Source organism: Synechococcus sp. MU1642, from assembly GCF_020514115.1.
In the GTDB taxonomy this organism is placed as follows: Bacteria; Cyanobacteriota; Cyanobacteriia; order PCC-6307; family Cyanobiaceae; genus Parasynechococcus.
Genome location: NZ_VTKZ01000009.1, coordinates 15,305 through 39,050, shown reverse-complemented (window position 1 = coordinate 39,050; position 23,746 = coordinate 15,305). Strand labels below are relative to the sequence as shown.

Here is a 23,746-nt window from a genome sequence, read left to right as displayed (position 1 = left end):
GTCAAGCAGCTCCTTGAGCGGCCAGCTCCTGATCCACCCAGTCGTATCCGGTCTGCTCCAGCTCAAGGGCCAGTTCCCGACCTCCGGTGCGCAGGATTCGACCTGCCGCCATCACATGCACATAGTCCGGGGTGATCTCATCGAGCAGACGCTGGTAGTGGGTGATCAGCAGAGTGGCGTTGTCTTCCGTCGCCAGCTGATTCACACCTCCAGCCACGATGCGCAGCGCATCGATATCCAGGCCGGAATCAGTTTCATCCAGGATCGCCACAACAGGTTCCAGCAACGCCATCTGCAGAATCTCGTTGCGCTTTTTCTCTCCCCCGGAAAAGCCTTCATTCACACTGCGTTCGAGGAAGGCAGGGTCCATCTGCACCACCTTGAGCTTGTCGTGCACGTGGTCCTCGAAGGCAAAGGTGTCGAGCTCCTCCTCGCCCTGCTTTTCCCGCCGGGCATTGGTGGACACCCGCAGGAATTCCAGGTTGCTAACGCCAGGAATTTCAACGGGATACTGAAATCCAAGGAACACCCCAAGACGGGCCCGCTCTTCAGGCTCCAGCTCAAACAGATCTTGGCCGCGATAACGGACGGTGCCGCCCGTGACCCGATAGGCCGGATGTCCTGCCAGCACCTTGGAGAGGGTGCTCTTGCCACTGCCGTTGCGGCCCATTACGGCATGCACCTCACCAGCCCTCACCTGCAGGTTCACACCCTTGAGGATGGGCTTGTCCTCGACGGAGGCATGCAGGTCTTGGATGTCGAGCAGCAGCTCAGCGTCAGGGCGAATCACGGAAGGCGTCGTTGAAAAAACAGAGACAAAGCGGGGGAGGGAATCAGCCCACAGACCCCTCGAGTTTGAGAGCCAGCAATTTGTCAGCCTCAGCGGCAAACTCCATCGGCAGCTGGTTGAAGACGTCGCGACAGAAGCCGCTGACCATCATCGAGACGGCCTCTTCAAACCCAATGCCACGGCTTTGCAGATAAAAGAGCTGGTCTTCGGAGATGCGGCAGGTGCTGGCCTCATGCTCGATGGCCGCCTGCGGCTGCTGCGAACGGATGTAGGGGTATGTGTTCGCAGCGGCTTGGTCACCGATCAGCATCGAATCGCACTGGCTGTAATTGCGAGCGCCCTTGGCATTGGGGCCCATTTGCACGAGACCGCGATAGCTGTTGCTGGAGCGGCCGGCACTGATGCCCTTGCTCACAATCGTGGAGCGGGTGCGAGGTCCGACATGGACCATCTTGGTACCGGTATCGGCCTGCTGGCAGTTGTTGGTGAGGGCCACGGAATAGAACTCACCCACCGAATCAGCACCCTGCAGCACGCAACTGGGGTATTTCCAGGTGATGGCTGAACCGGTCTCCACCTGGGTCCAGCTGATGCGGCTGCGATCACCGCGGCACTGGCCTCGCTTGGTCACGAAGTTGTAAATCCCTCCGACGCCGTTTTCATCACCCGCATACCAGTTCTGAACCGTGGAGTATTTGATGGAGGCGTCGTCGAGAGCCACCAGTTCCACCACCGCCGCATGCAGCTGGTTGGTGTCGAACATCGGTGCCGTGCAGCCCTCGAGGTAACTCACCGAGGCACCTTCTTCAGCCACGATTAAGGTGCGCTCGAACTGACCGGTGTCACCAGAATTAATCCGGAAGTAAGTGGACAGCTCCATCGGGCACTCAACGCCCTTCGGGATGAAGACGAAGGATCCGTCGCTGAACACCGCTGAATTCAGTGTGGCGAAATAGTTGTCGTTGCTGGAGACCACTGTCCCGAGGTAGCGCTCGATCAGCTCGGGGTGCTCTTTGACCGCCTCACTAAAGGAGCAGAACACCACCCCGTGTTCCGCCAACTTCTCCTTGTAGGTGGTGGCAATCGAAACGCTGTCGAAAACAGCATCCACCGCAACGTTGCTGAGACGCTTCTGCTCGCTCAGCGGAATGCCGAGCTTGTCGAAGGTTTCCAGCAGCTTGGGGTCCACCTCATCGAGGCTGGCCTTCTTCTCCTGCTGCTTGGGAGCTGCGTAATAAACAATGTCTTGATAATCGATCTCGGAATAACCAAGGGCAGCCCAATCAGGCTCCTCGAGAGTGAGCCAGTGGCGAAACGCCTTGAGCCGGAACTGCAGCAGAAAGTCCGGCTCTTCTTTTTTGGCCGAGATCAGGCGAACGACCTCTTCACTGAGACCTTTGGCGATCTTGTCGGTCTCGATCTCGGTGACAAAGCCGTACTTGTACGGCTGGCTGACGAGATCCCGTGTGGAGGTGCTGGTCATTCGGCTCAGCCGGCGGTGGCGTTGATCGTTTCTGTGGAGATGGTCTGCGTCTTCTCAGGGCAAGCGAAGGGGTTGTCCTCGGTGAGGAAAAGCATGCAGTGGCATTCCTTACGCTCGCGCATCGGAACACAGGGGCAGTTCCAGAAGGCTTGCGAGACCTCGGCCTCCTTGTCTTCGTAATGGCGGCAGGGGCAAAGCGCTCCGCCCAGATCGTCCTTGTGACGCGCCAGACCCTTCAGAACAACAGCTGTAACGCTTGGGTCTGCACAGAAATAGGTTCCGGTGCGCTGCGCATAGGTTTCAGCGAACTTGCGGATGACCTCGAGACTTTCTGCTGTCGGCTCTTGAGGGGCGTCAGACATGGAAGTGGAGGGAGCGGCGAATTACGAAACCCCGCGGTTTCCTTACTGGAAGCCTAGGCCAACAGCCCTCCAGTCAGCGGGCTTCCCATTGTGACCCTCAACTCGGCCGACAAGACGAGGCAATTCGATGGCATCGTGTGGGGAGGTTTCGCCTCGTCATGAGCGCCTCGGCCCCCGACAGCACCCGCGACGCCGTGCTCTCCCTACTACTGGAGCGCGGAGAGGAGGACGCTGGCGCCCTGGCCTGCGCTGTGGGCATTTCCGTTCAAGCCATGCGGCGTCACCTGCGCTCCCTTGCCGACAGCGGCCTGGTCTGCGCCAGCAGCAATGCCAGCGGTCCGGGTCGTCCCAGCAACCGCTGGTGCCTCACCGACGAAGGACGGGCCCGGTTCCCTGATGGCAGCGGCCGCTTCGCCCTCGGCCTGCTGGATTCGATGCGCAGCCATCTCCCCGAAGCGACCGTGCGCCAGCTGCTGGACCAGCAGGCGGAGTCGAAGGCCAGTCAGTACCGGCAAAGCCTCGGCGAAGCCTCCCTGGAAGCTCGACTCGAACACCTGGCACTGTTGCGGCGCGACGAGGGCTACGTCACCGTCTGCAGCCGGGATGACGACGGCATCAGCTGGAGGCTCGAGGAAGCCCACTGTTCTGTGCAACGCATTGCCGAAGAATTCCCCGCGGTGTGCGACCAGGAATTGCTGCTGATCCGACGCACCGTGCCGGACTGCCGGGTGGAACGCGTGCATTGGCGACTCGAGGGCGGCCACGCCTGCGGCTTCCGCATCACCCCGTTGGCGCAGGGCTGATGGCCATCGACAGGGCCACGATTGAACGCATCGACGCCACCCTGCTGCCCCAGCTGGATCGCCATCACCTGCGGGTGTTGAGCCACTGCCTGGACAGCTTTCAGACCATGGCTGCTCCAGAGAGGACTGGCGCGATCCCCGACGAAAGCCAACGACGCCTCTGGTGCCAGCAGCAACCCGTTGTCGCTGAAGATCCGACGTTCCTCGATACCCTGCTGCTGCAGTTCAATGCTGCCGCCGAGCAATTGGATCAACTGGCCCTTGAGCTGGGCAAGCCTCCCCTGGAACTGACCCTCGACGATCTGATCAGCGCCTCTGAAGCCCGCTGCCGTGGCTGACATGGCTGTCGTGACTGAGGCGGTCGGGCTGCCATCATCGACCCACTTCCTCAACGCCGGCGATGCTTGAGATCTCGGACGCCCTCAGCTTCTTTCGTCTGAGCTGTGGCCGCTGGACCTCACAGCGCAGCCAACACCACCTGCTGCATCGCCGCGCCGAAGCCGGGGCCTCGTTCATCGTGGTGGAGGAACTACTGAAGGGGGACGAACGCCTAGCGGAGATCGCCGAACGCAACAACGCCAGCGTCGAGCAGATAGTTGGCGGCTGCTGGGTGCGCTGGAGCGGATCGATGGCCTGGGATCGCGCCGGCGAATCCCATGAAGACCAAACCATGTTCGGGCTGATCCCCGAAGACGAAACGGGGCGACGTGGCCTGTTGCTTCGGGATCGCGGCTACGCCGAAAAAGCACCGGTGGCGGGCAAGTTCCGCATGGACGACGAAAACGGCCTGATCCTCACAACGGACTACGAAATGATGAGTTCGCTCGAGCGCTTCTGGTTCGCCAGCGAGAACGTGCGACTGCGCACCAGCACGGTGCAAGGGCTCTCCAACAACGCCTCCTTCTGCATCGAGACCCGGCAGCTGGACGATGTTGATCAGACCAGCCCAGCGATTGCTTCGAACGGAGCTGCTCTCGCCCCCTTCGGCTGGTAAGCAGAAATACTTAGATCAAGTATTACGGCATGTAATCGCTGCAACAGCAGCTGAAGGGGGCAAGACCCAGCACTTCTACGATCGCCGGCAGTGGATGCTGTAGCTCGCGTGGCCATTCCTCTTCTGGAGTACGCACCGATCACTCAGAACTCTCTGAGGTCAGGTGTTCCGAACCTTCGTGTCGGCTCCGAGGAGGGATCACGGGCTTATTCCCTGGAGATTGCGGACGATCGGGACAACTTCGACACCGTCGTCGAAGCCGGCTATCGGCAGATCTTCTTCCACGCCTTCAAAACGGATCGGGACGTCAATCTCGAGTCCCAGCTGAAGGATGGCCAGATCACCGTTCGCGATTTCATTCGCGGCCTACTGCTCTCGGACACCTTCAAGCGCACCTTCTACGGCTTCAACAGCAACTACAAAGTTGTCCGCCACCTTTGCGAACGGATCCTGGGCCGCAAAGTGAACGGCAAGGGCGAAGAGCTCTCCTGGTCCATCGTGATTGCGACCAAGGGCCTGGAAGGTCTTGTCGACGTGTTGCTCGACAGCGCCGAGTACCTCGACGCCTTCGGCTACGACACGGTTCCTTTCCAACGCAACCGCGTGCTTCCCGGCCGCGAGCTCGGTGACACTCCCTTCAACATCACCACCCCCCGCTACGACGAGTACTACCGGAACATTCTTGGCTTCCCTCAACTCGTTTTCACTGGTGGGCCTGCCAAGCGACTGCCAGAGCGAGCGAAGATCAAAAAGGGTGGCTCTCCGCAGGACTACATGGCATGGGTGAGCGAAATCGGCAATCCCCGACGAGTCGGCCCGAGTACCAGTGCCGATATGGACTACTTGACCAAGGTGCCTTACCGGACCATCGGCCGCTGATCCAAGCACCAAGCTTGTTCACAAAAGCGGGGCTTCGGCTCCGCTTTTTTGTGTACCTGACTGTGATCCCCGGGATCGAGGTTCATCCAGTGGTCAGCATCCACTGACCCTTGGCCACTTCACGCTTCGAAAAGGAATTTTTCGGATCACAATGATCCCAAACGAAACATGGAGTTTTTGGACGTGTCCCCAACCCTGTCATCACTGGCACGTCTCACACTTCGTCAACTGCGTCAGATCGCTAGCGACTTAGGGGTGCCGCTCTACAGCCGCAAGAGCAAAGAGACCCTGGTCGACGAGGTTGCCCAGCGTCAGCAGAAGCGTGGTGGAGACCTGAAGGCCATTGAGGCGGAACTCAACGCACCGGCCATGGGCAGCAGCGACACCCGCGTTGTGTTTCTTCCCCGTGATCCTCAGTGGGCCTACGTGTTCTGGGAGATCTCGGACGCAGATCGCAAGGTTGCCCAAAAAGATGGTGCCAGCCGACTTTGCTTGCGCCTGGCGGACGTGACCGGCATGCAGGACGGCAATGCCCATCCGCACACCTTGCAGGAAGTGCCCGTAGATAGCCACAGCACGGAGTGGTACTTGCCTGTGCCTCTCTGCGACCGGGATTACCGGGTGGAGTTGGGATATCGCATCGGCACCACTTGGATGTCTCTGGCCTTCTCCTCCGTAGCGCGCGTGCCCGCTCTGCACCCCAGCGAGCAGATCCTTGATCAGTTTGTGCCCTTCAGCCTCGATTCGGCACCGGCCGAATCCGCTCCAGCTCCCGTCACTCCTATTGATTCAAGCAACAGCGGTTTGCATGAACGGCTGTACCAAACCGCCACGGTTCACTTCAGCCGCCGTCGGGTTGGCTCTGAAGAGTTCCAAGAAGGCTTTGATGTCTCAGGCGACATCAGCGGCTTGAACGACTCGGGTGCTGGTCTCTGGGCAAGCGGCCGCAATGAATCTGGCCTTGGTGGTGTGGCTCCTCGCCAACGCTCCTTCTGGCTGGTGGCTGACGCCGAACTGATCGTCTACGGCGCCACCGACCCCTCCGCTCGTCTCACCATCGGCGGCGAAGAAGTGCCCCTCTCCACCGACGGAACATTCCGAATCCAGGTGCCCTTCCGGGATGGCGAGCAGATGTACGCCATTGAGGCGACTGCCTCGGATGGAGAACAGAAGCGCAACATTACGCTCAACTTCAAACGTGAGACCCCGGAAGACAACAGCAACCCCGCCAGCGAAGCCCGCGCCGAGTGGTTCTGAACTCTTCCGATTCCAAGGCACCAGCGTCCTTGCGCTGGTTCGTAGCCATCACCCCCCTTGCGGGGGCGATGGTATTTCCATTAGTGGTGCCTTTAGTGATGGCGCGGGTAAGCATCGGAGCCGGTGTGGGAGTCGCCCTCGTATTGAGTGGACTCTGGTTTGTTGCGATGCTGAATACATCTGAGATGCCCCACTAATGATCGGGGAACTCTGAGAAGCCAAGTTCTTGATCTGGACATGGAGCGGCTCTGGGACAGCACTGAACTGGGGATCGCACCAAATATCCAATGAAAACTCGATTGTCAAAAAATCCGTAGAGATCGGAGTAACGAGTAACTGAAAAACCAGGTCAAACGAAAGATAATGAGCGTCATGAACTTCCCTGTCCTGATTCGCACCTTCATGGTGTTATCCATGACTGTCCCGACTATGGCTGCTGACCCCTATGTGGCTTGGCCCAGCAAAGAGCAACTGCGAGGCATCGAACAGGCCGCCTACGCATGTTCCCGAGACAACTCAACAGAGGCCTGCACGCGAGTGCGTCAGCTTGCTGATCCTTTGATGGATCACTCCAGGTTGCCCGAACGCTGCAAAGACGTTTTGTGGATATTGATGGACGAAGCCAAGGTCGCCAACAACAACGACTTCAGACGCAAAGACACCATTACAAACACGGCCCGGCGTATCCCAAGATTCTGCGCAGAGCCGGTGACCAAAAAGGAGAAACTCAAATCGCGGCAGGCTTGAGCCAAGTTCAGTAATCACAAACTGACGGCAGTCAATACCTCCCCAAAAGCCACCGGCAAGCGAGGGGCTCGCTTGCCGTTCTGCGTTGCATAGTCCTCTGTGTTGTTGCGGCCGAGGGGGTAGCGACATCAACTGGTCGCGACCGACGCCTCGCAAATGGATTTCCATGTTTAGGTTCCGTATACAGCCCCCATCCGTCGTGATGACCACCTCGGCCCCTGCGGAACCGACCCAACGCCAGGTGCTCCTGGCCACCCCTTTCACTGATCAGAAGCCAGGGACCTCCGGCCTACGCAAGAGCAGTCGCCAGTTCGAGGAGCCCCATTACTTGGAGAGCTTCATAGAAGCGTCGCTTCGCACGCTGCCGGGCGTGCAGGGCGGCACCTTGGTAGTGGGGGGCGACGGCCGTTACGGCAACCGCCGTGCCATCGATGTGATCTTGCGGATGGGAGCCGCCCACGGCCTGAGCAAGATGATCGTCACCACCGGCGGCATCCTCTCCACCCCTGCCGCCTCCAACCTGATCCGGCAGCGTCAGGCCATAGGGGGCATCATCCTTTCCGCCAGCCACAACCCGGGTGGTAAGAACGGTGACTTCGGCGTCAAGGTCAACGGTGCCAACGGTGGCCCCACCCCCGCCTCCTTCACCGATGCGGTCTTCGAGTGCACCAAGACCCTGGAGCAGTACACGATTGTTGAGGTTCCAGAAATCCCACTGGATGCTCCTGGTCTTCACAGCATCGGCGCGATGCAGGTGGAGGTGATCAATGGCGTCGATGATTTCGTTGCCCTGATGCAGGAGCTGTTCAACTTCGATCAGATCCGCGAGCTAATTCGCAGCGATTTCCCCCTGGCCTTTGACGCCATGCATGCCGTCACCGGGCCCTACGCCACTCGCTTGTTCGAGGGGCTGCTACATGCACCGGTGGGAAGCGTGCGCAACGGCACACCCCTAGAAGACTTCGGCAACGGTCACCCCGACCCCAACCTCACCTACGCCCACGACCTGGCTGCACTGCTGCTCGAGGGAGATGAGTACCGCTTCGGCGCTGCCTGCGACGGCGATGGCGATCGCAACATGATCCTGGGCCAGCGTTGCTTTGTAAATCCCAGCGACAGCCTCGCCGTTCTCACCGCGAACGCCACGGTGGCTCCGGCCTACGCCGAAGGACTGGCCGGGGTGGCCCGTTCGATGCCCACCAGCGCTGCGGTGGATGTGGTGGCCAAGGAGCTGGGGATTGACTGCTTCGAAACCCCCACAGGCTGGAAGTTCTTCGGCAACCTGCTGGATGCCGGCAAGATCACCCTCTGCGGTGAAGAGAGCTTCGGCACCGGCAGCAACCACGTGCGCGAAAAAGATGGCCTCTGGGCCGTGCTGTTCTGGCTGCAGATCCTGGCCGTGCGCCGCTGCAGCATCGCCGAGATCATGGCTGAACACTGGAAGCGCTTCGGACGCCACTACTACTCGCGTCACGACTACGAGGCCGTCGCCAGCGACGCCGCCCATGGTCTCTACGACCGCCTCGAATCCATGCTGCCGAGCCTGGTGGGCCAGGCCTTTGCCGGACGCACCATCAGCACCGCAGACAACTTCAGCTACACCGACCCCGTCGACGGTTCCGTGACGTCAGGCCAGGGTCTGCGCATCCTGTTGGACGACGGCAGCCGCGTTGTGGTTCGCCTCTCCGGCACCGGCACAAAGGGAACGACGATTCGCGTCTACCTGGAGAGCTATGTGACCAGCAGCGGCGACCTCAACCAGGATCCCCAGATCGCCCTGGCCGAGATGATCAGCGCTATCAATGACCTGGCAGAGATCAAGCAACGCACGGGCATGGATCAACCCACCGTGATCACCTGAACCTGGCGCATCACGGCTTAGAAGCAAAAGCCACCCCGAGGGGTGGCTTTTTGATTGCCGTGGCCAAACAGTCAGCGACGATGACCTCGATGGGAGTTCTTATGCCGATACGCAGGATCAGTAGCCCCAGCCTGCAACTGACGCATCATCTCAATCGCAAAGCCCCCTAGACCACCAGAGCTGATCACCATCAAGTAGAAAAGTCTCAGGCGGCGCAGATTCACATCGGCAGGACTGTGGTCGATCAAAACCTTGAGGAAATAAGCCACCGCGCAGCCCAAAAGCAAACCGATCGCGAGGGCCAACAAAACTTTGATTCCACTGAATGACTGACCAGAATTGAGATTTTTAGGGTTGGGAGTCATTAGCTCATCACACCCGAAGTGTCCCCTCCTGTCTTCGACTTGAAATCCCCAATCAGAGTCTTCATCACCACGTAAAAGACCGGAACCACAAGGGTGGAGAGGAAGGTGGCCACCAACAGACCACCGAAAACCACAAGACCAAGGGATGACTGGCTCTGGGCACCAGCACCGCTAGCGAGCATCAACGGCAGGAATCCCGTGAGGGAAGAGATCGCCGTCATCAGAATCGGCCGCAGACGCGACTTGGCGGAGAACTTGGCGGCTTCCAGCGCCGACTCGCCCTCACCCATCTTCTGGTTGGCCAGGTCGACAATCAGGATGGCGTTGCCACCAGCCAGACCGATCAACATCACCAAACCCACCTGGGCATAAATGTTGAGCACCTGACCCGCCGACCCAAGAAAGACCAGGGCCCCCAGCAACGCAGTCGGTACGGTTAGCAAAATAATGATCGGATCTGTATAGCTCTCGTACTGAGCCGAAAGCACCAGGAATACCGCAAGGATGCCCAGGGCGAAAATCACCACCGCAAGTGAACCTGCTTTGACCTCCTCGCGAGAGATACCTGTCCAGTCGTAACCGAGTCCGGGGAAGCTCCCCTGGCTGAAGACTTGCTTCATCGCTGAAATGGCCTGGCCGGAACTGTTGCCCTCCTTAGGAGTGCCCTCAATCTTGATCGAGCGGTAAAGGTTGAAGTGGGGTATGACGCTGGGGCCAACGGTTTGTTTGACCGTGAAGAACTCAGAGATGGGAATCTGCTCGCCCCTGGCATTGGCGATGTAGATCGCAGAAAGTTTCTGCGGTGTGGCACGACTGATGTCGTCAGCCTGCACATACACCCGACGCACCTTGCCTTCCTGGAAGGTGTCGTTCACGTAGGCCCCACCGAAGTTGATGCTGAAAACCGACATGGCCGAGCCGAAGTCGACCCCAAGTGAGGCCATCTGCTCACGGTCTACATCGATCTTGTACTGCGGAGCCTGGGGAGAGAAAAGCGAATAAGCGCGGTTCAAGATCGGGTTGGCATTTCCAGCCTGCATGATTTGCCGCGCGGAACCAAAAAACTCGTTCAACGCGTACACACCACTGCTTTTATCCAACAGCTGGAACTCAAAACCACCACCGTTGCCATAGCCGGGGATCGACGGGGGCTCCACGACGAACACCCGAGCACCATCGATCAGGCCATACATCTTGGCGTTGAGTCGCTTCACCACGGCACCAACGGTGTGTTCTGGGCCGGGCCGCTCATCCCAGTGCTTCGTACCAAAAAAGAAAAAGCCTTTATTGGGTGCGTTTCCATCAAGGCTGGCGCCACTGAAAAGGGCTGCTGAGGAGATGTCCTCTTCCGAGCGCAATACAGCTGCTACCTGACGGCTAATGGCCTGCGTTTTCGCATTGGAAGCACCATCGGGCGCTTGGATGAAACCGATCGCATAGCCCTGATCTTCAATTGGAACAAAGCCTCCGGGAATTCGGGTGAAGGCAAAGCCCGTCAGCAGAATTCCCGCTGCCAAAGCCGCCATCACAATCGGACGGGCTTTCAGCACGGCATCCAGGATCAATGCATAACGCTGCTCGAAACCTCTGTAAAAACGGTTGAAATTGGCAAAGATCACTGGGATGAAATAGCCGACTCCAAGACCGATGGAGGTGAAAAGAAGAACCGGAAGTGGATTGGAGAAGAGCACACCAGTAATCACCAAACCCACCGCCGCTCCACCGACTGCAAAGGGAAGCCGTAAGGGCATGCCGGTGATCTTGGAAGCGATGAAGCCAATCAGGCCACCAGACACCGTGGGGACGATGACGGCTGCGGAGCCATTGCCAGCACTCAGCAGGCCGTATACGAAACCCAGCGCCACACCAGCCGTGGCGTACTGCTGACGGCTGAGTTCTTTTGTCTCCTTAGACAACAACAGCGCCGAAAGCATCGGCGAGAACGTCAGTGCGTTGAAGGTGGAGATGCCGATCGAGAAAAGAATCGTGGCGGCGAACTGTTTGTAAATCGTGCCGGTGGCACCGGGGAAGAAAAGCACGGGCAGGAACACGGCCATCTTCACCAGGGAGGTAGCGATGACAGCCCCGAACAGCTCGTCCATGGTTTCCATGGCGGCCTGCACCGACGTCATCCCTTCCGCCTTTTTGGCGGAGGTGTCTTCCACCACGGTGATGGCGTCATCCACAACAAGCCCGGTTGCCAGCACAAGACCAAAAAGGGTGAGCTGGTTGAGCGAAAACCCGAATGCAAGCACCAAAGCAAAAGTGCCAATTAGCGCCACGGGAATCGCGATAGCCGGCACGAGGGTGGCCTTCCAGTTCTGCAAGAAGAGGAACAGGATCAGCACCACCAGAATCACTGCGTCCCGCAGGGAGTTGGTCACACCTTTGATCGACTGGTTGATGAAGTCGGTGGTGTCGTAGATCTTCTGCACCCCGAGACCAACCGGAAGGGTCTGTTCAAACTCAGCCAGTACGTCCTTGACGCCACTGGATACGTCAATGGCATTGCTGCCAGAAAGCTGATAGATCGCGAGGCCGACAGAAGAAGCACCTTTCAGATCGATGGCATCGATTCCATAGGTCTCACCACCCAGCTCAACGCGGCCCACATCCTTGAGCCGCACCAAACCACCGGCCTCAGTACTGCGCAGGATGATGTTTTCGAATTCCTGGGTGCTGGTCAGACGCCCTTGAAGCTGCACCGTGAAGGTGTATTCCTGACCTTCCGGGGCGGGAGATCCGCCAATCTTTCCGGCAGGAACGAGGCGGTTCTGACTTCGTAATTGGTTGACGACATCGGTGGCCGAAAGATTGTTAGCGCTTAACTTCTCGGGATCAAGCCAAATGCGAAAAGCGATCTTGCGGTTACCAAAATAGGCAATGTCTCCGACACCCTTCACCCGTTTGATGTTGTTGGTGAGGTTCTTATCGAGATACCCACTAATCGTCTCCACCGAATATTCAGTTTTGGAGGGGTCTTCGTTGACGAAGTTATAAACAAGCAGAATTGAGTTGGAAGCCTTGTTGACCGTGACACCGGACTTGCGCACTTCCTCTGGAAGCTGCGGCTCCGCCAAGGAGACGCGGTTCTGAACGTTCACCTGGTTGATATTGCCGTCTGTGCCGCTGTCGAACGACACCGAGATGGAACTCACACCATCCGACGAGCTGTTGGAGGTGATGAAGTCCATGTTCTCCACCCCATTGATCTGCTGCTCAAGCACGGAGGTAACCCCCTGCTCAACGGCAACCGCATCGGCACCCACATAGGTGGACTGCACCTTCACCGTTGGAGGAGCAATGTCGGGGAGGTTTTCAATCGGAAGGATCGGAATCGCGATCAAGCCGACAATCACGATCAAAAGACTGCAAACCGTGCTGAGTACCGGTTTGGTGATGAAGTTATTGGAAGCAGACATCGTTCAACCTCAGTTCGCCTTGGCGGGATGCACCTGCACAGGCATCCCGTGTCTGAGGTTCAGCAAGTTGGTGGTGGCCACCTTCTGATTCAGTTTCAGGCCCTTGGTGATTGGGTACAGGTTGTTCTCCAATTCGCCCACCGTGACCGGCGTCTGCAAGGCAAATTGCATGTTTGAGGGAAGCTTGCCGGCCTTAATTCCCAGCTCCAGCCTCCTTAAATCCGCCTTGCCAGGGTTCTCCCTTAGCTCATCGAAACTTCCAAGCCGAAAGACAAAGCTCTGGCCCGAGGTCTGGGTGACAGCGGCGAAAGGAACAGCCAACTGCTCCTCAGCCTTGATCTGCACTCGCGTATGCAGTCGCAAACCATCTCGCAGTGTTCCGTCGCTATTAGGGAACGCCGCTATCACCAGCAATCCTTGGGTGTTGGGGTTGATGCGTGGATCAATTGATTCCACTGCACCTGTAGCAATTATTTCTTCGCTGCCAGGAGCCATCAGCAAAACGGGCTGGCCCTCCTGCAGCCGGGCCGAGAAGATTGCAGGCACTTCCACCTTTGCTTCCAGTTCATTGTTCTGAACCAGGCTGGTGAACACCTGGCCCTGCTGGATCACATCACCCGCTTTCACCTTCACGTCAGCAACCGTGCCGGCGGAGGGTGAAGTGAGATTGCTGTAACTGAGCTTGGCCTTCGCTTCGATGTACTGAGTCCGGTAGCGATCCAACTCCTTCTGCGAAGTTGCTCCAACTTCAGCTAGGTAGGCGTAGCGCTCGTAATTGGCTTTGGCGGTGTCTGCGTTGGCCTTTTCCTCGTCTTGATCAAGCACCAGCAGAAGCTGACCGGCCTCAACCTCATCACCTTGGCGAATCTTCAGCTGCTCAATTCGTCCACCCGATTGGGCGGCCAACTCCACAAGGTTGCTTGCCTCGAGCGTGCTGACGGTGTCGATCCCCTCGGTAAATTCCACCAGCCGAGCAGCAGCAGCCTGAACGTTCGGCGGCGGCGGCAGCTTCGGTGCTTCGCTCCTGCAGGAACTAACCGTGAGCAGAGCCGCGACGGTAAGCAGGAGGCGCTGCAGATGAGGCACGGCAAAAAGGCTTTAGAAGGAATTATGCGGTGTTCATGAGGAACGGGCCGCGAAGATTTGCAGGCCTGGAAAGAGGCAGACCCCAAAAGCTTCCGATTTGGACCAGCTCAAGCGCTGATTGAGAACTTCAGGGACACTGGGGCATCGCCGATGGTGTGTTGGCTCAAGACCTCTTCGCTTTTCACGGTGAGCAACAACGGCGGCGGCTGGCCCCACTAGCCGATCGCATGCGTCCGCGCACACTGGAGGAATTTGAAGGTCAGAGCGGGATACTGGCCGACGGACGGCTCCTGCGCCGTGCCATCAAGGCCGATCGGGTCGGCAACCTTATCCTGCATGGCCCGCCCGGGGTCGGCAAAACCACCCTGGCGCGGATCATTGCCAACCACACCCGCGCTCATTTCAGCAGCCTCAACGCCGTGCTGGCCGGCGTCAAAGATCTCCGGATCGAGGTAGATGCTGCACGCCAACGCCTTGAACGGCACGGCTTGCGCACGATCCTGTTCATCGACGAGGTGCACCGCTTCAACAGCGCCCAACAGGATGCACTATTGCCTTGGGTGGAGAACGGCACCGTCACTCTGATCGGTGCCACCACAGAAAACCCCTATTTCGAAGTCAACAAGGCGCTGGTCAGCCGCTCTCGGCTGTTTCGTTTACTGCCACTGGAGCCGGATGATTTGCAGCGGCTGCTGCAACGCGCCCTGACAGACAACGAGCGGGGCTATGGCGACCGCGCCATCGTTATCAACAGTGATGCCGCCAACCATCTCGTTGATGTGGCGGGAGGAGACGCCCGCAGCCTGCTCAATGCCCTTGAACTGGCGGTGGAGAGTTCCGAACCCGATGGCGACGGAGTGATTCAGATAAACCTGGCCATCGCCGAGGAATCGATTCAGCAGCGGGCTGTGCTCTACGACAAGCACGGCGATGCCCACTACGACACGATCAGCGCTTTCATCAAATCGCTGCGGGGCTCCGATGCCGATGCGGCGCTGTTCTGGCTGGCACGCATGGTGGAAGCGGGTGAAAACCCCCGCTTCATTTTTCGGCGGATGCTGATTGCAGCGGGGGAAGACATCGGCCTGGCCGATCCGCAGGCCATCGTTGTGGTGGAGGCCTGTGCCGCAGCCTTCGAACGGGTGGGGCTGCCCGAAGGCCTGTATCCCTTGGCCCAGGCTGCGTTGTACCTGGCAGGCACCGAAAAGAGCAACAGCGTTCTGGGCTTCTTTGATGCCCTCAAAACCGTGCGCGATGCGCAAAAACAGGACGTGCCCGGGCATTTGCGCGATGCCAACCGGGATGGAGCCGCCTTCGGCGATGGCGTGGGCTACCGCTACCCCCATGCCTACGCAGAACACTGGGTGGAGCAGCAATACCTCCCCACACCCCTGCAAGGCGAGGTGTTCTGGCAGCCCGGACAACTCGGTTGGGAGGGAGAACGACGCGAGCGGATGGCGGAACGCCGGGCAGCCCAACTCGCCGCGGCCGCGGAACTGGCGGCCGACCAGCCTTTGCTGTTGAGCAGCGGGCCCGACCGTCCGGGAGTGGAACGCTGGGTGCAGCGCCAACTAGGACAGGAGGGGGAGCGACTGCAGCGCCTGCGCGAGCGGCTCTGGCGGGAGATCCCCTGGACCCGTCGAGATCGGGTGCTGCTGCTGGGGATGCGCTCGCTGATATGGGCCCTCGATCCATTGAGGGCCACCCCGGAAGGAGGCGTGACCGTGCTTTGCGAGAACGAAGCCGACCGCAGCCGGCTGGAAGCGCAGATGGATTTGCTCGAGCCGGAGCATCGACCAGAGCTGTTAACCGGCAACCTCGACGCTCTGCCCGAAAGCCAAGCCTTCGATTGGATCGGAGGACGACTCGCCGCAGCCGATCTTCAAAGGCAGAACTGGACGGAGCTGCTGGAGACAATCAATCAACATGCCGAGCCCACAACGGGGTTACGGCTGCTGATCAGCCGCGCCGAACTGGGGCCCGCCGGTGCATTGCTGCAAGACGGCGATCCAACAGAGCTGTTCAGCGATCTTGTGGCTCAAGAACAGCAATGGCTTGAGCGGCAGCAGCGTCCGGACGAGTTATTTACGGACGCCGGCTGGCAGCTCCGTTGTGAAGAGTGGCTGGAACATCTCACGCTTCCAGGGGGCACCGAACTGGCTGAGCGATGGCTTGCCGAAGGGTCGCCCTACCGGCAGGCCATGGGGGAGATCAGCAAGGAGTTGATGACGCAGTTGCGCCAATCGTTGAACGACCTGGGCGAGATCGGCCTGCGACTGCCGATGCGCCATCAATTAATCCAAGGCGAGCGCTGCACGCCATCAAAAAAAACCGCCGAAGCCAGGACTGAAATAAAGAGATCAGAGCTCTGAATTAGCTTTGATGCAAGCAGGCAGAAAGACGTACCAGGAAAGCAGCGAAGTGGACTGGGCTCCGCTCACCTTGTCAGGAGCACAAACCCTCTGCCTGCCGTCATTCGGTCCGTTATCGGATAAACGGAAGGCGACGGGCAGATGTTTCATGATGCCGATTGAGCTAATGAGCCCATCCTTGGCATCCGCGATGATGGCGGCCCGCAGAGCCCTTGCCGCCGTCGCCTTTTGGCGCCAATAAGGGACATAAGACCTTGTTTGATCATCCAGGAAGGCTTTACCAGCGTCGGAATAAAGGAACCGGGATACACCGGCGAGGTCAACTGCATAGGTCTTGTTCAAACCAAAACGGAGCTCTTCAGCGGTCCAGCCAGATATCCGAATGGCCTCCTGAAGAGCACGATCTGTGACCTCGCCGTCAACAAGAAATGATTCGAGCTCGCTGTAAGTGGTGGTACTAACTGAGCCACCCGTGTTCCAGCGCACCGGTTGCTGAGTACCTGCTTTTGAAAACGGTCCAGGAATGACCGCGAGGTACGTACAAAAAACAAGAGATGCCAGGGAACCTGCGATTTGCTCGACCCTGATCCGCGACGCCATGGCCCAACACATGCAGGTTGATTGCAACGTAGGAAGCACGGAGAGTCTTGTCCTGATGGCCGTACGCTGCAGCCACTGAACAAGACTTTTCCGTGAGTCTGCAAATCGGCGACGCCGCCCCCGAATTCACCCTTCCCGATCAAAACGGTGATTCCATAAGCCTCGCTTCACTGCGCGGGAAGAAGGTTGTTCTGTACTTCTATCCCAAGGACGACACCCCGGGCTGCACCAAAGAAGCCTGCAACTTCCGCGACCGGTGGGAGCAACTGAAAGCAAACAACATCACCGTTCTGGGCATCAGCAAGGACGGAGCCACCTCCCACAACAAATTCATCAACAAGCACGAACTTCCCTTCACCCTGCTCACCGATGAGGAGCCCTGTGCCGTCGCCAGTCTCTATGAGAGCTATGGGCTGAAGAAGTTCATGGGGCGCGAATACATGGGAATGATGCGCCACACCTTCCTGATTGATGAAGAGGGAAAACTCGAGCGGATTTATCTCAAAGTGAAAGCAGCCACCATGGCCGACACGCTTATCAGCGATCTCGGCCTGAGCTGAGCCCAGAACCCAGGCTCAGCAGTGCTTGCAATTGAAGATCACCCTCCAGCTGCAACAACTCCGTTGCACCGGACCAATGTTTCTTCAACAGGGCAGCGTCACCACCGCAGATCCACAGCAAGCCTTGGGCATGCTGTTGTGCCGCTGCAATTGAGGCCAGCATCCCCTCCAGCACACCGCGCTGCATGGCGGCCACAGTTTGTTGCGGAAAAGCCTCTTGCAGAGCGTCGTTATTGGGATGCTCAGGGGTTGATGGCAAACCGAGGGTTCCCTCGGCCATCGCCTGGAGCTGGAGCCGATAGCCCGGGATCAGCTGACCGCCTCCAAAACAACCATCCGCCGTCACCCGGGTGAGGCTCAACACAGTGCCGGCATCCACCAGCAGCAAGCCCTTGGAACAGTCGAGCTGTTGCTCCTGACTGCAGCGCCAGGCCATCCATGCCCCGAGAGCGCGGTCCACCCCCAACCACGGGGGAGCCTTGGGCAAGGGCACATCCTCGAGGCGAATGCGCAGATCCTGGTATGCCATAAGCGGCTCAGGCACCGGCCCCACCGCCGCCCAGACCGGAGGGTTGGTCCCGATGCGACCAGGGTCTGGAGACCCATGATCCACGCGAACAACGTGGGCTTGCCGCTGGGCCCAATGCCAACGGCTGTTACCAATCAGCAGAACGCGGTCTCCGCCCCGTGTAGCCCCTGTCACTTAGATGCCTTCACCCATCAGCCCTTCATTCACCTCCTGGGGCAGATGAATTCCACACTCCTGCTTCAAACCACCAAATCGAGTGTCACGACCACTCAGATCGCCCACATCAGGACCACTGGAATGCCAGTCGCCGACCGTGGAATAACCCTGCTCAAACAACGGATGCTGGGGAAGATTGTTCTCCTGCATGTAGTAGTACACATCGCGCTTTGTCCACTCGAGCAGGGGGCGCAATGACCAACGCTCCCGAATCCGATCCAAAGCGGTCATCGAGCGGCGGTGATCGGTCTGACCACGCCGCACGCCGCTGGCCCAGCAGCGCGTGTTCAGGTCGTTGAGCGCTCGCTCCAGTGGTTCAACCTTGCGGATCCGGTGATAGGTCTCCAGGTCTTCCACGCGACCGGACTCCCAAAGCCGCCCGTGCAGGGCCTCCATCCGAGCCGGGGACATCTCGCTCTGACTCACCACCAGACGAATCCTGAGCTGCTGGGTGAGTTGAGCGGCGTAGGTGTAGGTCTCTGGAGGCAGATAACCGGTATCGATCCAGATCACCGGCACCGTATTACCCCCTGGGAGGGTGCTCAACATGTGCAGAAGCACAGCGGATTGGATCCCGAAACTCGTGGTGAGAGCGAAATTCTCACCGAACTGCTCCAATCCCCAGGCCAGACGCTGCTGCGGTTCCATCGCCTCCAGCAGCTTGCGCCCTTCGAGTAACTCGTTTTGTACCTCCATGGGCACCATGGCCTCAGGAACCTCCGTCATCAAGCCATCTTCTCCTGCCGTGGGGCAGGGTGTCGTTCCTATCGTTTGAAAAACCGGCGGCTCCTTTCATGCGTTCACCCTCGTCCCCATCGGATGCCGTGGTGATCGTTGGCGGTGGATTCGGAGGACTGTTCACAGCACTTGCTCTTCAGCGACGGCAGCCCAACTGCCCCATCGTTCTGATCGAACCGCGGGATCGCTTTCTGTTTCAACCGCTGCTGTACGAACTGCTCAGCGATGAACTTCACAGCTGGGAGGTGGCCCCTCGCTACGACCAACTGCTGAACAACGGCATCTGCTGGATCAAGGACAGCGTTGTTGGCATCGATCAAATAAGCCAGAGCATCGAATTGGAAGCCGGGGACAGCTTGAGCTGGTCACAACTGGTGCTGGCGACGGGCTCGAAACCCAATGATTTCGGCATTCCAGGCGTCAAAGAACACAGCTCCGGCTTCCGTGACCTCAACGATGTGAGGCGGCTCAAGCAATGGCTCAACAACCTGCAACAGCAACGGGCTGAGGATGCCGGTCTGATCATTGTTGGCGCGGGACCCACCGGAGTGGAACTGGCCTGCAAGCTGGCAGATCTGATCGACGGTGCTGCCAGCATTCGACTCGTGGAGATGGGCGATGAAATCCTCCCCGGCAGCACAGCGTTCAATCGGGAGCGGGCCCAGGCCGCGCTGGAACGCAAAGGGGTGGTCGTCCAACTGAACACCAGCGTGAGCGAAGTGAAGTCCAACAATGCTGTTCTTGCCGATGGTGCTGTTCTGCGTCATTCAGGCTTGGTCTGGACCGCAGGGAGCAGCCCCTACATCCCTGCCATCTCACCCACACCTGTGCTGGAACGAGGGCGTCTGGCCGTTGACGATGACCTGCGCCTGGTGGGCTGTGCCAACACGTTCGCCCTCGGGGATCTCTCAGCCCGACCAGGCAGCCCATGGCCCGCCAGCGCCCAGGTGGCGATGCAGCAAGGCGATGCCACTGCCGCAGCCATCGCAAAGCTGCGGGTGGAGGAAGAGCCGCAACCCTTTCAGTTCGAGGACCGAGGCGAAATGCTCAGCCTCGGTGTCGGTGACGCCACCCTCACCGGCATGGGGCTCACCCTGGCTGGCCCCCTGGCCTTCCAGTTGCGACGGGCCACGTATCTAACGCGCCTGCCAGGGCTCTCTCTGGGTCTGCGCTCGGCAGGCGCCTGGTTGTTGAACCGTTGAAGCAATCCCACCTCGGCGGGCGTTGCCGTGGTCTGCGCCCCAGCCAGCAACGGCAGCTGGAGCGGTTGAGCCATCGCCGTCATCCCGAAGACTGCGGCGCCGATCTGCTGAGCCTCGAACGCTTAGCCGACCTGGTGCTGGATCTGGAGATGGCATTACATCTGGTGCTGGACGGCCGCGGCCTCTGCCGCCTGCTCTGGCTGGGGCCTCTCACCGGTAGCGATTCGCTGCTGCAGCATCTGCCGGCTGCGCCGCGGCGGAGCAGCGGGGGATGGCGACTGATCAGCTGCCCTTTCGCCCGCAAAGGGCTGCACTCAGATCCCCGCGACGCCGTAGTCGCCCTTGACATAGCTCCTCGGCACTGGCTGCGCTTTGCACCCTGCCCGGGAGGCGATGGAGCTCGCCCGGCCGAACTGTTGATCCCTGACCCGTCTCAAGCCGATGGCTGGAGATCGTTTGAACAAGGCGACCTACGGGATCTTTGCGTTCTTATACCGGACGAACCCCATCCCCAAAGCATCAGTGCCACGACCGGAGTCGAGCGGGTGCTTCTGCTCACGCTCACCAGTGGCGATGAACAGCGCGACCAGCGGGATCTGGCTGAGCTGGAAGGCTTGGTGCGCAGTGCCGGCGCCGAACCAGTGGCCCGGACCAGCCAGCGCCGGGGCCAAACCAATCCCCAAACGCTCTGGGGCTCTGGAAAACTTCAGGAAGCTGCGCTCGAGATCCGCCGCTGCCAGGCCTCCCTGGTGATCACCGACCGGGAGCTCACCCCCGTGCAGGCCCGCAATCTCGAACGGCTACTCAGCTGCCCTGTCTCCGACCGCAGCGAATTGATCCTCGACATCTTTGCCCAGCGGGCCGGCAGTGCTGCAGGGCGGCTTCAGGTGGAACTGGCTCAGCTGCGCTACCAGTTGCCGCGCCTACTGGGGCGGGGCAGCAGCCTGTCGCGGCTGGGCGGCGGCATCGGCACGCGCGGTCCAGGGGAAACACAGCTGGAAAAAGACCGAAGAGCCATCAGCCGGCGCATCGAACGACTGCTTCGGGATCAACGCCAACTTCAATCCCACCGCATCCGCTTACGGGATCAGCGGCGTGATCTGCCGCGGGTAGCACTTGTGGGCTACACCAATGCGGGCAAATCCAGCCTGCTCAATGCCTTGTGCGGCAAACGGGTCAGTGATCGCGTTCTGGCGGAGAACAAGTTGTTCGCGACCCTGGACCCCACCACCCGCAAACTCGACCTTCCCTGCCTTGGGGCACGCCCCGAACGGTTACTGCTCACCGACACGGTGGGCTTCATCCGCGATCTCCCCGCCCCACTGGTGGAAGCCTTCCGCGCCACGCTGGAGGAGGCGCTGGATGCCGATGTGCTTCTGCTGGTGGTCGACCTGGCTGACCCCGACTGGCAGGGCCACCTGGACACGGTGCATCGGCTGCTCGATGAGCTTGGCAGCACCGCCCTCCGACGGGTGATCGCCAATCAAATCGACCGCTGTGAAGCAACTGAGATCGAGATGATTCATCAGCGGGAACCCGACGCCCTGTTTCTGTCGGCGGTGCGGGGGGATGGGCTGCAGGGCCTAAAACAGTGGCTGCGGGAGCAATTTTTTGATCCCGGGGCAGAATCGCAACAATTGACGACCGGCGACTCGCCGCCATGGCAGAGCTGAGCATCGCTCTTCAGAACCCTCAGGCGTTGATCACCCTGGCGGTATTGGCTCTGGCAGTGGTGCTGTTCATCACCGGGTTGATTGCACCAGAGCTCACCGGGTTGCTGAGTTTGAGCCTGTTGATCGCCACCGGGGTGCTCAATCCCCAGGAGGCCCTGGCGGGGTTCGGCAGTCCTGCACTGGTCACTCTGTTGGGCCTGTTCCCGGTCTCCGCAGCACTGTTCAAAAGCGGTGCCCTGGATCGACTCAGAGATCTGATCGCCTCAGAACGGATCCGGTCTTCGCGGCGTCTGATCGCGCTGATGGCCTTCGTGATTGCCCCGGTGTCAGGAATTGTTCCCAACACACCCGTGGTGGCATCGCTGCTACCCGTGGTGGAGGGCTGGTGCCAAAGGCGCGGCATTTCGCCATCCCGTGTGCTGTTGCCGTTGTCGTTTTCCACGGTGCTGGGGGGCACCCTCACCCTGCTGGGAAGCTCTGTGAATCTGCTGGTGAGCGACATCAGCGAACAGCTGGGCTATGGCTCCCTCGATCTTTTCAGCTTCACCCTGATCAGCCTGCCGGTCTGGCTGGCAGGGGCCATCTATCTAATGTTGGCTCCAAGGGTGCTGTTGCCGGACCGAGGTGCCAGCACGGATGACCTCGGCGGCAACCCCAAGACCAGCAGCTACTGCACCGAAGTGCGCATCCCACCCGAGTCGGAGCTGGTGGGCAGCTCCCTCCTGAACAGTCGATTGCAACGTCGTTTCGACGTTGACGTGCTGGAACTACAGCGCGGTGGAGAGCGACTCCTCCCACCCCTGGCTGACCGTCGTCTTGAGGCCGGCGATCATCTGCTGTTGCGGGTCACCCGCCTTGATCTGCTGCGGCTCCAGCAAGATCACACAGTTCAGCTCACAACCCAGGGGCAGAACGCTGGTTTCAGCCTGAACACCGAAGAGGCCAGTGGACAAAAAACCGTGGAGGTTCTGTTGCCTGCTGGCTCTACCTTGGCCGGTGCCAGTTTGCGGGAACTACGGTTCCGGCAGCGGCACAACGCCACGGTTCTCGCCCTGCGCCGCGGCCAGGAGACCGTTCAAGAACGCCTCGGCCAGGTGATCCTGAGGGAAGGCGATGTGCTGCTACTGCAGGCACCAATCGACTCCATCCGCGGTTTGCAGGCCAGCAACGACCTGTTGGTGCTGGATCGCCTTGAGGATGACCTGCCCACCGTGCGGCGCAAGCCCGTGGCCGTCAGCATCGCCCTGGCGATGCTGATGCTGCCAACTCTCACCCCCATCCCACTGGTAGCAGCGGTGCTGTTGGCCATGGTGAGTGTGGTGGCTACCGGCTGCCTTCGCCTTGGTGAACTGCAGCGCTCAATTCGGCTGGACGTGATCCTGCTGCTGGGATCCCTGACCAGTTTCAGTGTTGCCATGCAGAACACGGGCCTGGCCGATGCCCTAGCCCTTGTGCTTAAGCAGGGGCTGACGGGCTGGCCGAGCTATGCCGCTTTGATGGTGGTCTTCATCGGCACCACGCTGTTGACGCAGGTGATGAGCAATGCGGCCTCGGTGGCCCTGCTGGCGCCTGTAGCGGTGCAACTGGCACCGTCCCTGCAGCTGTCGCCCACCGCCTTGCTGATCACAGTGCTGTTCGGGGCCAGTCAGTCCTTTCTCACCCCCGTCGGGTATCAGACCAATTTGATGGTGTTCGGCCCAGGCCGTTATCGCTTTCTGGACGTCACCCGCTACGGACTTGGCCTCACGGTCATCATGACCATCCTCGTGCCGGCCTTGATCCTCTGGCATTACGGCGGATCCTGAAC

Annotated in this window: 22 protein-coding genes; 13 read left to right on the top strand and 9 right to left on the bottom strand. The window is 59.7% G+C overall.

The genetic code is table 11. The features are described 5' to 3' along the window. Position 1: 1 nt before the first annotated feature. From sufC to FZZ85_RS09420, 3 genes are read right to left on the bottom strand one after another with little or no spacing between them, the layout of a single operon-like run. Positions 2 to 790 (bottom strand): Fe-S cluster assembly ATPase SufC, encoded by a 789-nt coding sequence (sufC, locus tag FZZ85_RS09430; RefSeq protein WP_006852075.1) that lies wholly within the window; start codon positions 788 to 790, stop codon positions 2 to 4. Positions 791 to 833: 43 nt separating this feature from the next. Beyond that, positions 834 to 2,273, bottom strand: a complete 1,440-nt coding sequence (gene sufB / locus FZZ85_RS09425; RefSeq protein ID WP_226414485.1) for a Fe-S cluster assembly protein SufB — start codon at positions 2,271 to 2,273, stop codon at positions 834 to 836. Positions 2,274 to 2,278: 5 nt separating this feature from the next. Further along, the gene (locus FZZ85_RS09420) at positions 2,279 to 2,635 is read right to left on the bottom strand and encodes a ferredoxin-thioredoxin reductase catalytic domain-containing protein (RefSeq protein WP_226414482.1); all 357 of its coding nucleotides are present in this window, start codon (positions 2,633 to 2,635) and stop codon (positions 2,279 to 2,281) included. A gap of 158 nt (positions 2,636 to 2,793) precedes the next feature. Here FZZ85_RS09420 and FZZ85_RS09415 point away from each other — a divergent pair, with 158 nt between their 5' ends. The 8 genes from FZZ85_RS09415 (at position 2,794) to FZZ85_RS09380 (ending at position 9,176) form a co-directional block, all read left to right on the top strand. Continuing rightward, on the top strand, positions 2,794 to 3,438 hold the full coding sequence (locus FZZ85_RS09415; RefSeq protein ID WP_226414480.1) for a metalloregulator ArsR/SmtB family transcription factor: 645 nt from the start codon (positions 2,794 to 2,796) through the stop codon (positions 3,436 to 3,438). Continuing rightward, on the top strand, positions 3,438 to 3,776 hold the full coding sequence (locus FZZ85_RS09410) for a hypothetical protein (RefSeq protein ID WP_226414478.1): 339 nt from the start codon (positions 3,438 to 3,440) through the stop codon (positions 3,774 to 3,776). The genes FZZ85_RS09415 and FZZ85_RS09410 overlap by 1 nt, the downstream gene beginning before the upstream one ends. A gap of 62 nt (positions 3,777 to 3,838) precedes the next feature. Next, positions 3,839 to 4,432 (top strand): phycobiliprotein lyase, encoded by a 594-nt coding sequence (locus FZZ85_RS09405; protein ID WP_226414476.1) that lies wholly within the window; start codon positions 3,839 to 3,841, stop codon positions 4,430 to 4,432. Positions 4,433 to 4,522: 90 nt separating this feature from the next. After that, the gene (locus FZZ85_RS09400) at positions 4,523 to 5,311 is read left to right on the top strand and encodes a phycobilisome rod-core linker polypeptide (RefSeq protein WP_226414474.1); all 789 of its coding nucleotides are present in this window, start codon (positions 4,523 to 4,525) and stop codon (positions 5,309 to 5,311) included. 183 nt (positions 5,312 to 5,494) lie between these two features. After that, positions 5,495 to 6,568, top strand: a complete 1,074-nt coding sequence (locus FZZ85_RS09395; protein WP_226414548.1) for a DUF4912 domain-containing protein — start codon at positions 5,495 to 5,497, stop codon at positions 6,566 to 6,568. Further along, a complete protein-coding gene (locus FZZ85_RS12215) occupies positions 6,559 to 6,765 on the top strand; it encodes a hypothetical protein (RefSeq protein WP_226414472.1) in 207 nt (68 codons plus the stop codon). The genes FZZ85_RS09395 and FZZ85_RS12215 overlap by 10 nt, the downstream gene beginning before the upstream one ends. Before the next feature lie 217 nt (positions 6,766 to 6,982). Continuing rightward, positions 6,983 to 7,315, top strand: a complete 333-nt coding sequence (locus tag FZZ85_RS09385) for a hypothetical protein (protein WP_226414470.1) — start codon at positions 6,983 to 6,985, stop codon at positions 7,313 to 7,315. Positions 7,316 to 7,517: 202 nt separating this feature from the next. Further along, positions 7,518 to 9,176 carry an alpha-D-glucose phosphate-specific phosphoglucomutase gene (locus tag FZZ85_RS09380; protein WP_226414468.1) on the top strand — a complete coding sequence of 553 codons (1,659 nt, stop codon included), beginning with the start codon at positions 7,518 to 7,520 and terminating at the stop codon, positions 9,174 to 9,176. A 71-nt stretch (positions 9,177 to 9,247) separates the two neighbouring features. Here FZZ85_RS09380 and FZZ85_RS09375 read toward each other — a convergent pair whose 3' ends face one another. From FZZ85_RS09375 to FZZ85_RS09365, 3 genes are read right to left on the bottom strand one after another with little or no spacing between them, the layout of a single operon-like run. Continuing rightward, positions 9,248 to 9,481 carry a hypothetical protein gene (locus FZZ85_RS09375; RefSeq protein ID WP_370631175.1) on the bottom strand — a complete coding sequence of 78 codons (234 nt, stop codon included), beginning with the start codon at positions 9,479 to 9,481 and terminating at the stop codon, positions 9,248 to 9,250. A 59-nt stretch (positions 9,482 to 9,540) separates the two neighbouring features. Beyond that, positions 9,541 to 12,963 (bottom strand): efflux RND transporter permease subunit, encoded by a 3,423-nt coding sequence (locus FZZ85_RS09370; protein ID WP_226414464.1) that lies wholly within the window; start codon positions 12,961 to 12,963, stop codon positions 9,541 to 9,543. A gap of 9 nt (positions 12,964 to 12,972) precedes the next feature. Next, positions 12,973 to 14,049, bottom strand: coding sequence for an efflux RND transporter periplasmic adaptor subunit (locus tag FZZ85_RS09365; protein WP_226414462.1), 1,077 nt, complete (start codon positions 14,047 to 14,049; stop codon positions 12,973 to 12,975). Between the two features lie 158 nt (positions 14,050 to 14,207). On the opposite strand from FZZ85_RS09365, the gene FZZ85_RS09360 reads away from it, so the two are divergent. Continuing rightward, positions 14,208 to 16,421, top strand: coding sequence for an AAA family ATPase (locus FZZ85_RS09360; RefSeq protein WP_226414460.1), 2,214 nt, complete (start codon positions 14,208 to 14,210; stop codon positions 16,419 to 16,421). On the opposite strand, the gene FZZ85_RS09355 is transcribed toward FZZ85_RS09360, so the two are convergent. Then, a complete protein-coding gene (locus FZZ85_RS09355) occupies positions 16,410 to 17,021 on the bottom strand; it encodes an alpha/beta hydrolase (protein ID WP_226414457.1) in 612 nt (203 codons plus the stop codon). The two genes, FZZ85_RS09360 and FZZ85_RS09355, sit on opposite strands and share 12 nt — an antisense overlap. Positions 17,022 to 17,113: 92 nt before the next feature. Here FZZ85_RS09355 and bcp point away from each other — a divergent pair, with 92 nt between their 5' ends. Then, entirely contained in the window at positions 17,114 to 17,581 is a 468-nt protein-coding gene (gene bcp, locus FZZ85_RS09350) for a thioredoxin-dependent thiol peroxidase (RefSeq protein ID WP_226414454.1), read from the top strand. On the opposite strand, the gene FZZ85_RS09345 is transcribed toward bcp, so the two are convergent. Both FZZ85_RS09345 and FZZ85_RS09340 read right to left on the bottom strand, forming a co-directional pair. Next, positions 17,559 to 18,284, bottom strand: a complete 726-nt coding sequence (locus FZZ85_RS09345; RefSeq protein ID WP_226414451.1) for a type III pantothenate kinase — start codon at positions 18,282 to 18,284, stop codon at positions 17,559 to 17,561. The genes bcp and FZZ85_RS09345 overlap by 23 nt on opposite strands. Then, positions 18,285 to 19,052, bottom strand: coding sequence for a phosphoadenylyl-sulfate reductase (locus FZZ85_RS09340; protein ID WP_370631174.1), 768 nt, complete (start codon positions 19,050 to 19,052; stop codon positions 18,285 to 18,287). A 68-nt stretch (positions 19,053 to 19,120) separates the two neighbouring features. Between FZZ85_RS09340 and FZZ85_RS09335 the strand changes: the two genes are divergently transcribed. Genes FZZ85_RS09335 through FZZ85_RS09325 form a run of 3 tightly spaced genes read left to right on the top strand, consistent with a single transcriptional unit; the run spans position 19,121 to position 23,744 of the window. Further along, complete coding sequence (locus FZZ85_RS09335; protein ID WP_226414449.1) at positions 19,121 to 20,266, top strand: NAD(P)/FAD-dependent oxidoreductase; 1,146 nt, start codon at positions 19,121 to 19,123, stop codon at positions 20,264 to 20,266. Further along, positions 20,263 to 21,939 (top strand): GTPase HflX, encoded by a 1,677-nt coding sequence (hflX, locus tag FZZ85_RS09330; RefSeq protein WP_226414446.1) that lies wholly within the window; start codon positions 20,263 to 20,265, stop codon positions 21,937 to 21,939. The genes FZZ85_RS09335 and hflX overlap by 4 nt, the downstream gene beginning before the upstream one ends. After that, on the top strand, positions 21,927 to 23,744 hold the full coding sequence (locus tag FZZ85_RS09325; RefSeq protein ID WP_226414443.1) for an SLC13 family permease: 1,818 nt from the start codon (positions 21,927 to 21,929) through the stop codon (positions 23,742 to 23,744). Before hflX ends, FZZ85_RS09325 begins: the two co-directional genes overlap by 13 nt. The last annotated feature ends 2 nt before the right edge of the window (positions 23,745 to 23,746 follow it).

Coding starts and splice junctions, on each gene's coding strand:
- FZZ85_RS09335 (WP_226414449.1), top strand. CDS start 19,121: ATGCGTTCACCCTCGTCCCCATCGGATGCCGTGGTGATCGTTGGCGGT.
- FZZ85_RS09380 (WP_226414468.1), top strand. CDS start 7,518: ATGACCACCTCGGCCCCTGCGGAACCGACCCAACGCCAGGTGCTCCTG.
- FZZ85_RS09415 (WP_226414480.1), top strand. CDS start 2,794: ATGAGCGCCTCGGCCCCCGACAGCACCCGCGACGCCGTGCTCTCCCTA.
- FZZ85_RS09340 (WP_370631174.1), bottom strand. CDS start 19,052: ATGACGGAGGTTCCTGAGGCCATGGTGCCCATGGAGGTACAAAACGAG.
- sufB (WP_226414485.1), bottom strand. CDS start 2,273: ATGACCAGCACCTCCACACGGGATCTCGTCAGCCAGCCGTACAAGTAC.
- FZZ85_RS09405 (WP_226414476.1), top strand. CDS start 3,839: ATGCTTGAGATCTCGGACGCCCTCAGCTTCTTTCGTCTGAGCTGTGGC.
- FZZ85_RS09370 (WP_226414464.1), bottom strand. CDS start 12,963: ATGTCTGCTTCCAATAACTTCATCACCAAACCGGTACTCAGCACGGTT.
- FZZ85_RS09325 (WP_226414443.1), top strand. CDS start 21,927: ATGGCAGAGCTGAGCATCGCTCTTCAGAACCCTCAGGCGTTGATCACC.
- FZZ85_RS09410 (WP_226414478.1), top strand. CDS start 3,438: ATGGCCATCGACAGGGCCACGATTGAACGCATCGACGCCACCCTGCTG.
- FZZ85_RS09420 (WP_226414482.1), bottom strand. CDS start 2,635: ATGTCTGACGCCCCTCAAGAGCCGACAGCAGAAAGTCTCGAGGTCATC.
- FZZ85_RS09355 (WP_226414457.1), bottom strand. CDS start 17,021: ATGGCGTCGCGGATCAGGGTCGAGCAAATCGCAGGTTCCCTGGCATCT.
- FZZ85_RS09385 (WP_226414470.1), top strand. CDS start 6,983: ATGACTGTCCCGACTATGGCTGCTGACCCCTATGTGGCTTGGCCCAGC.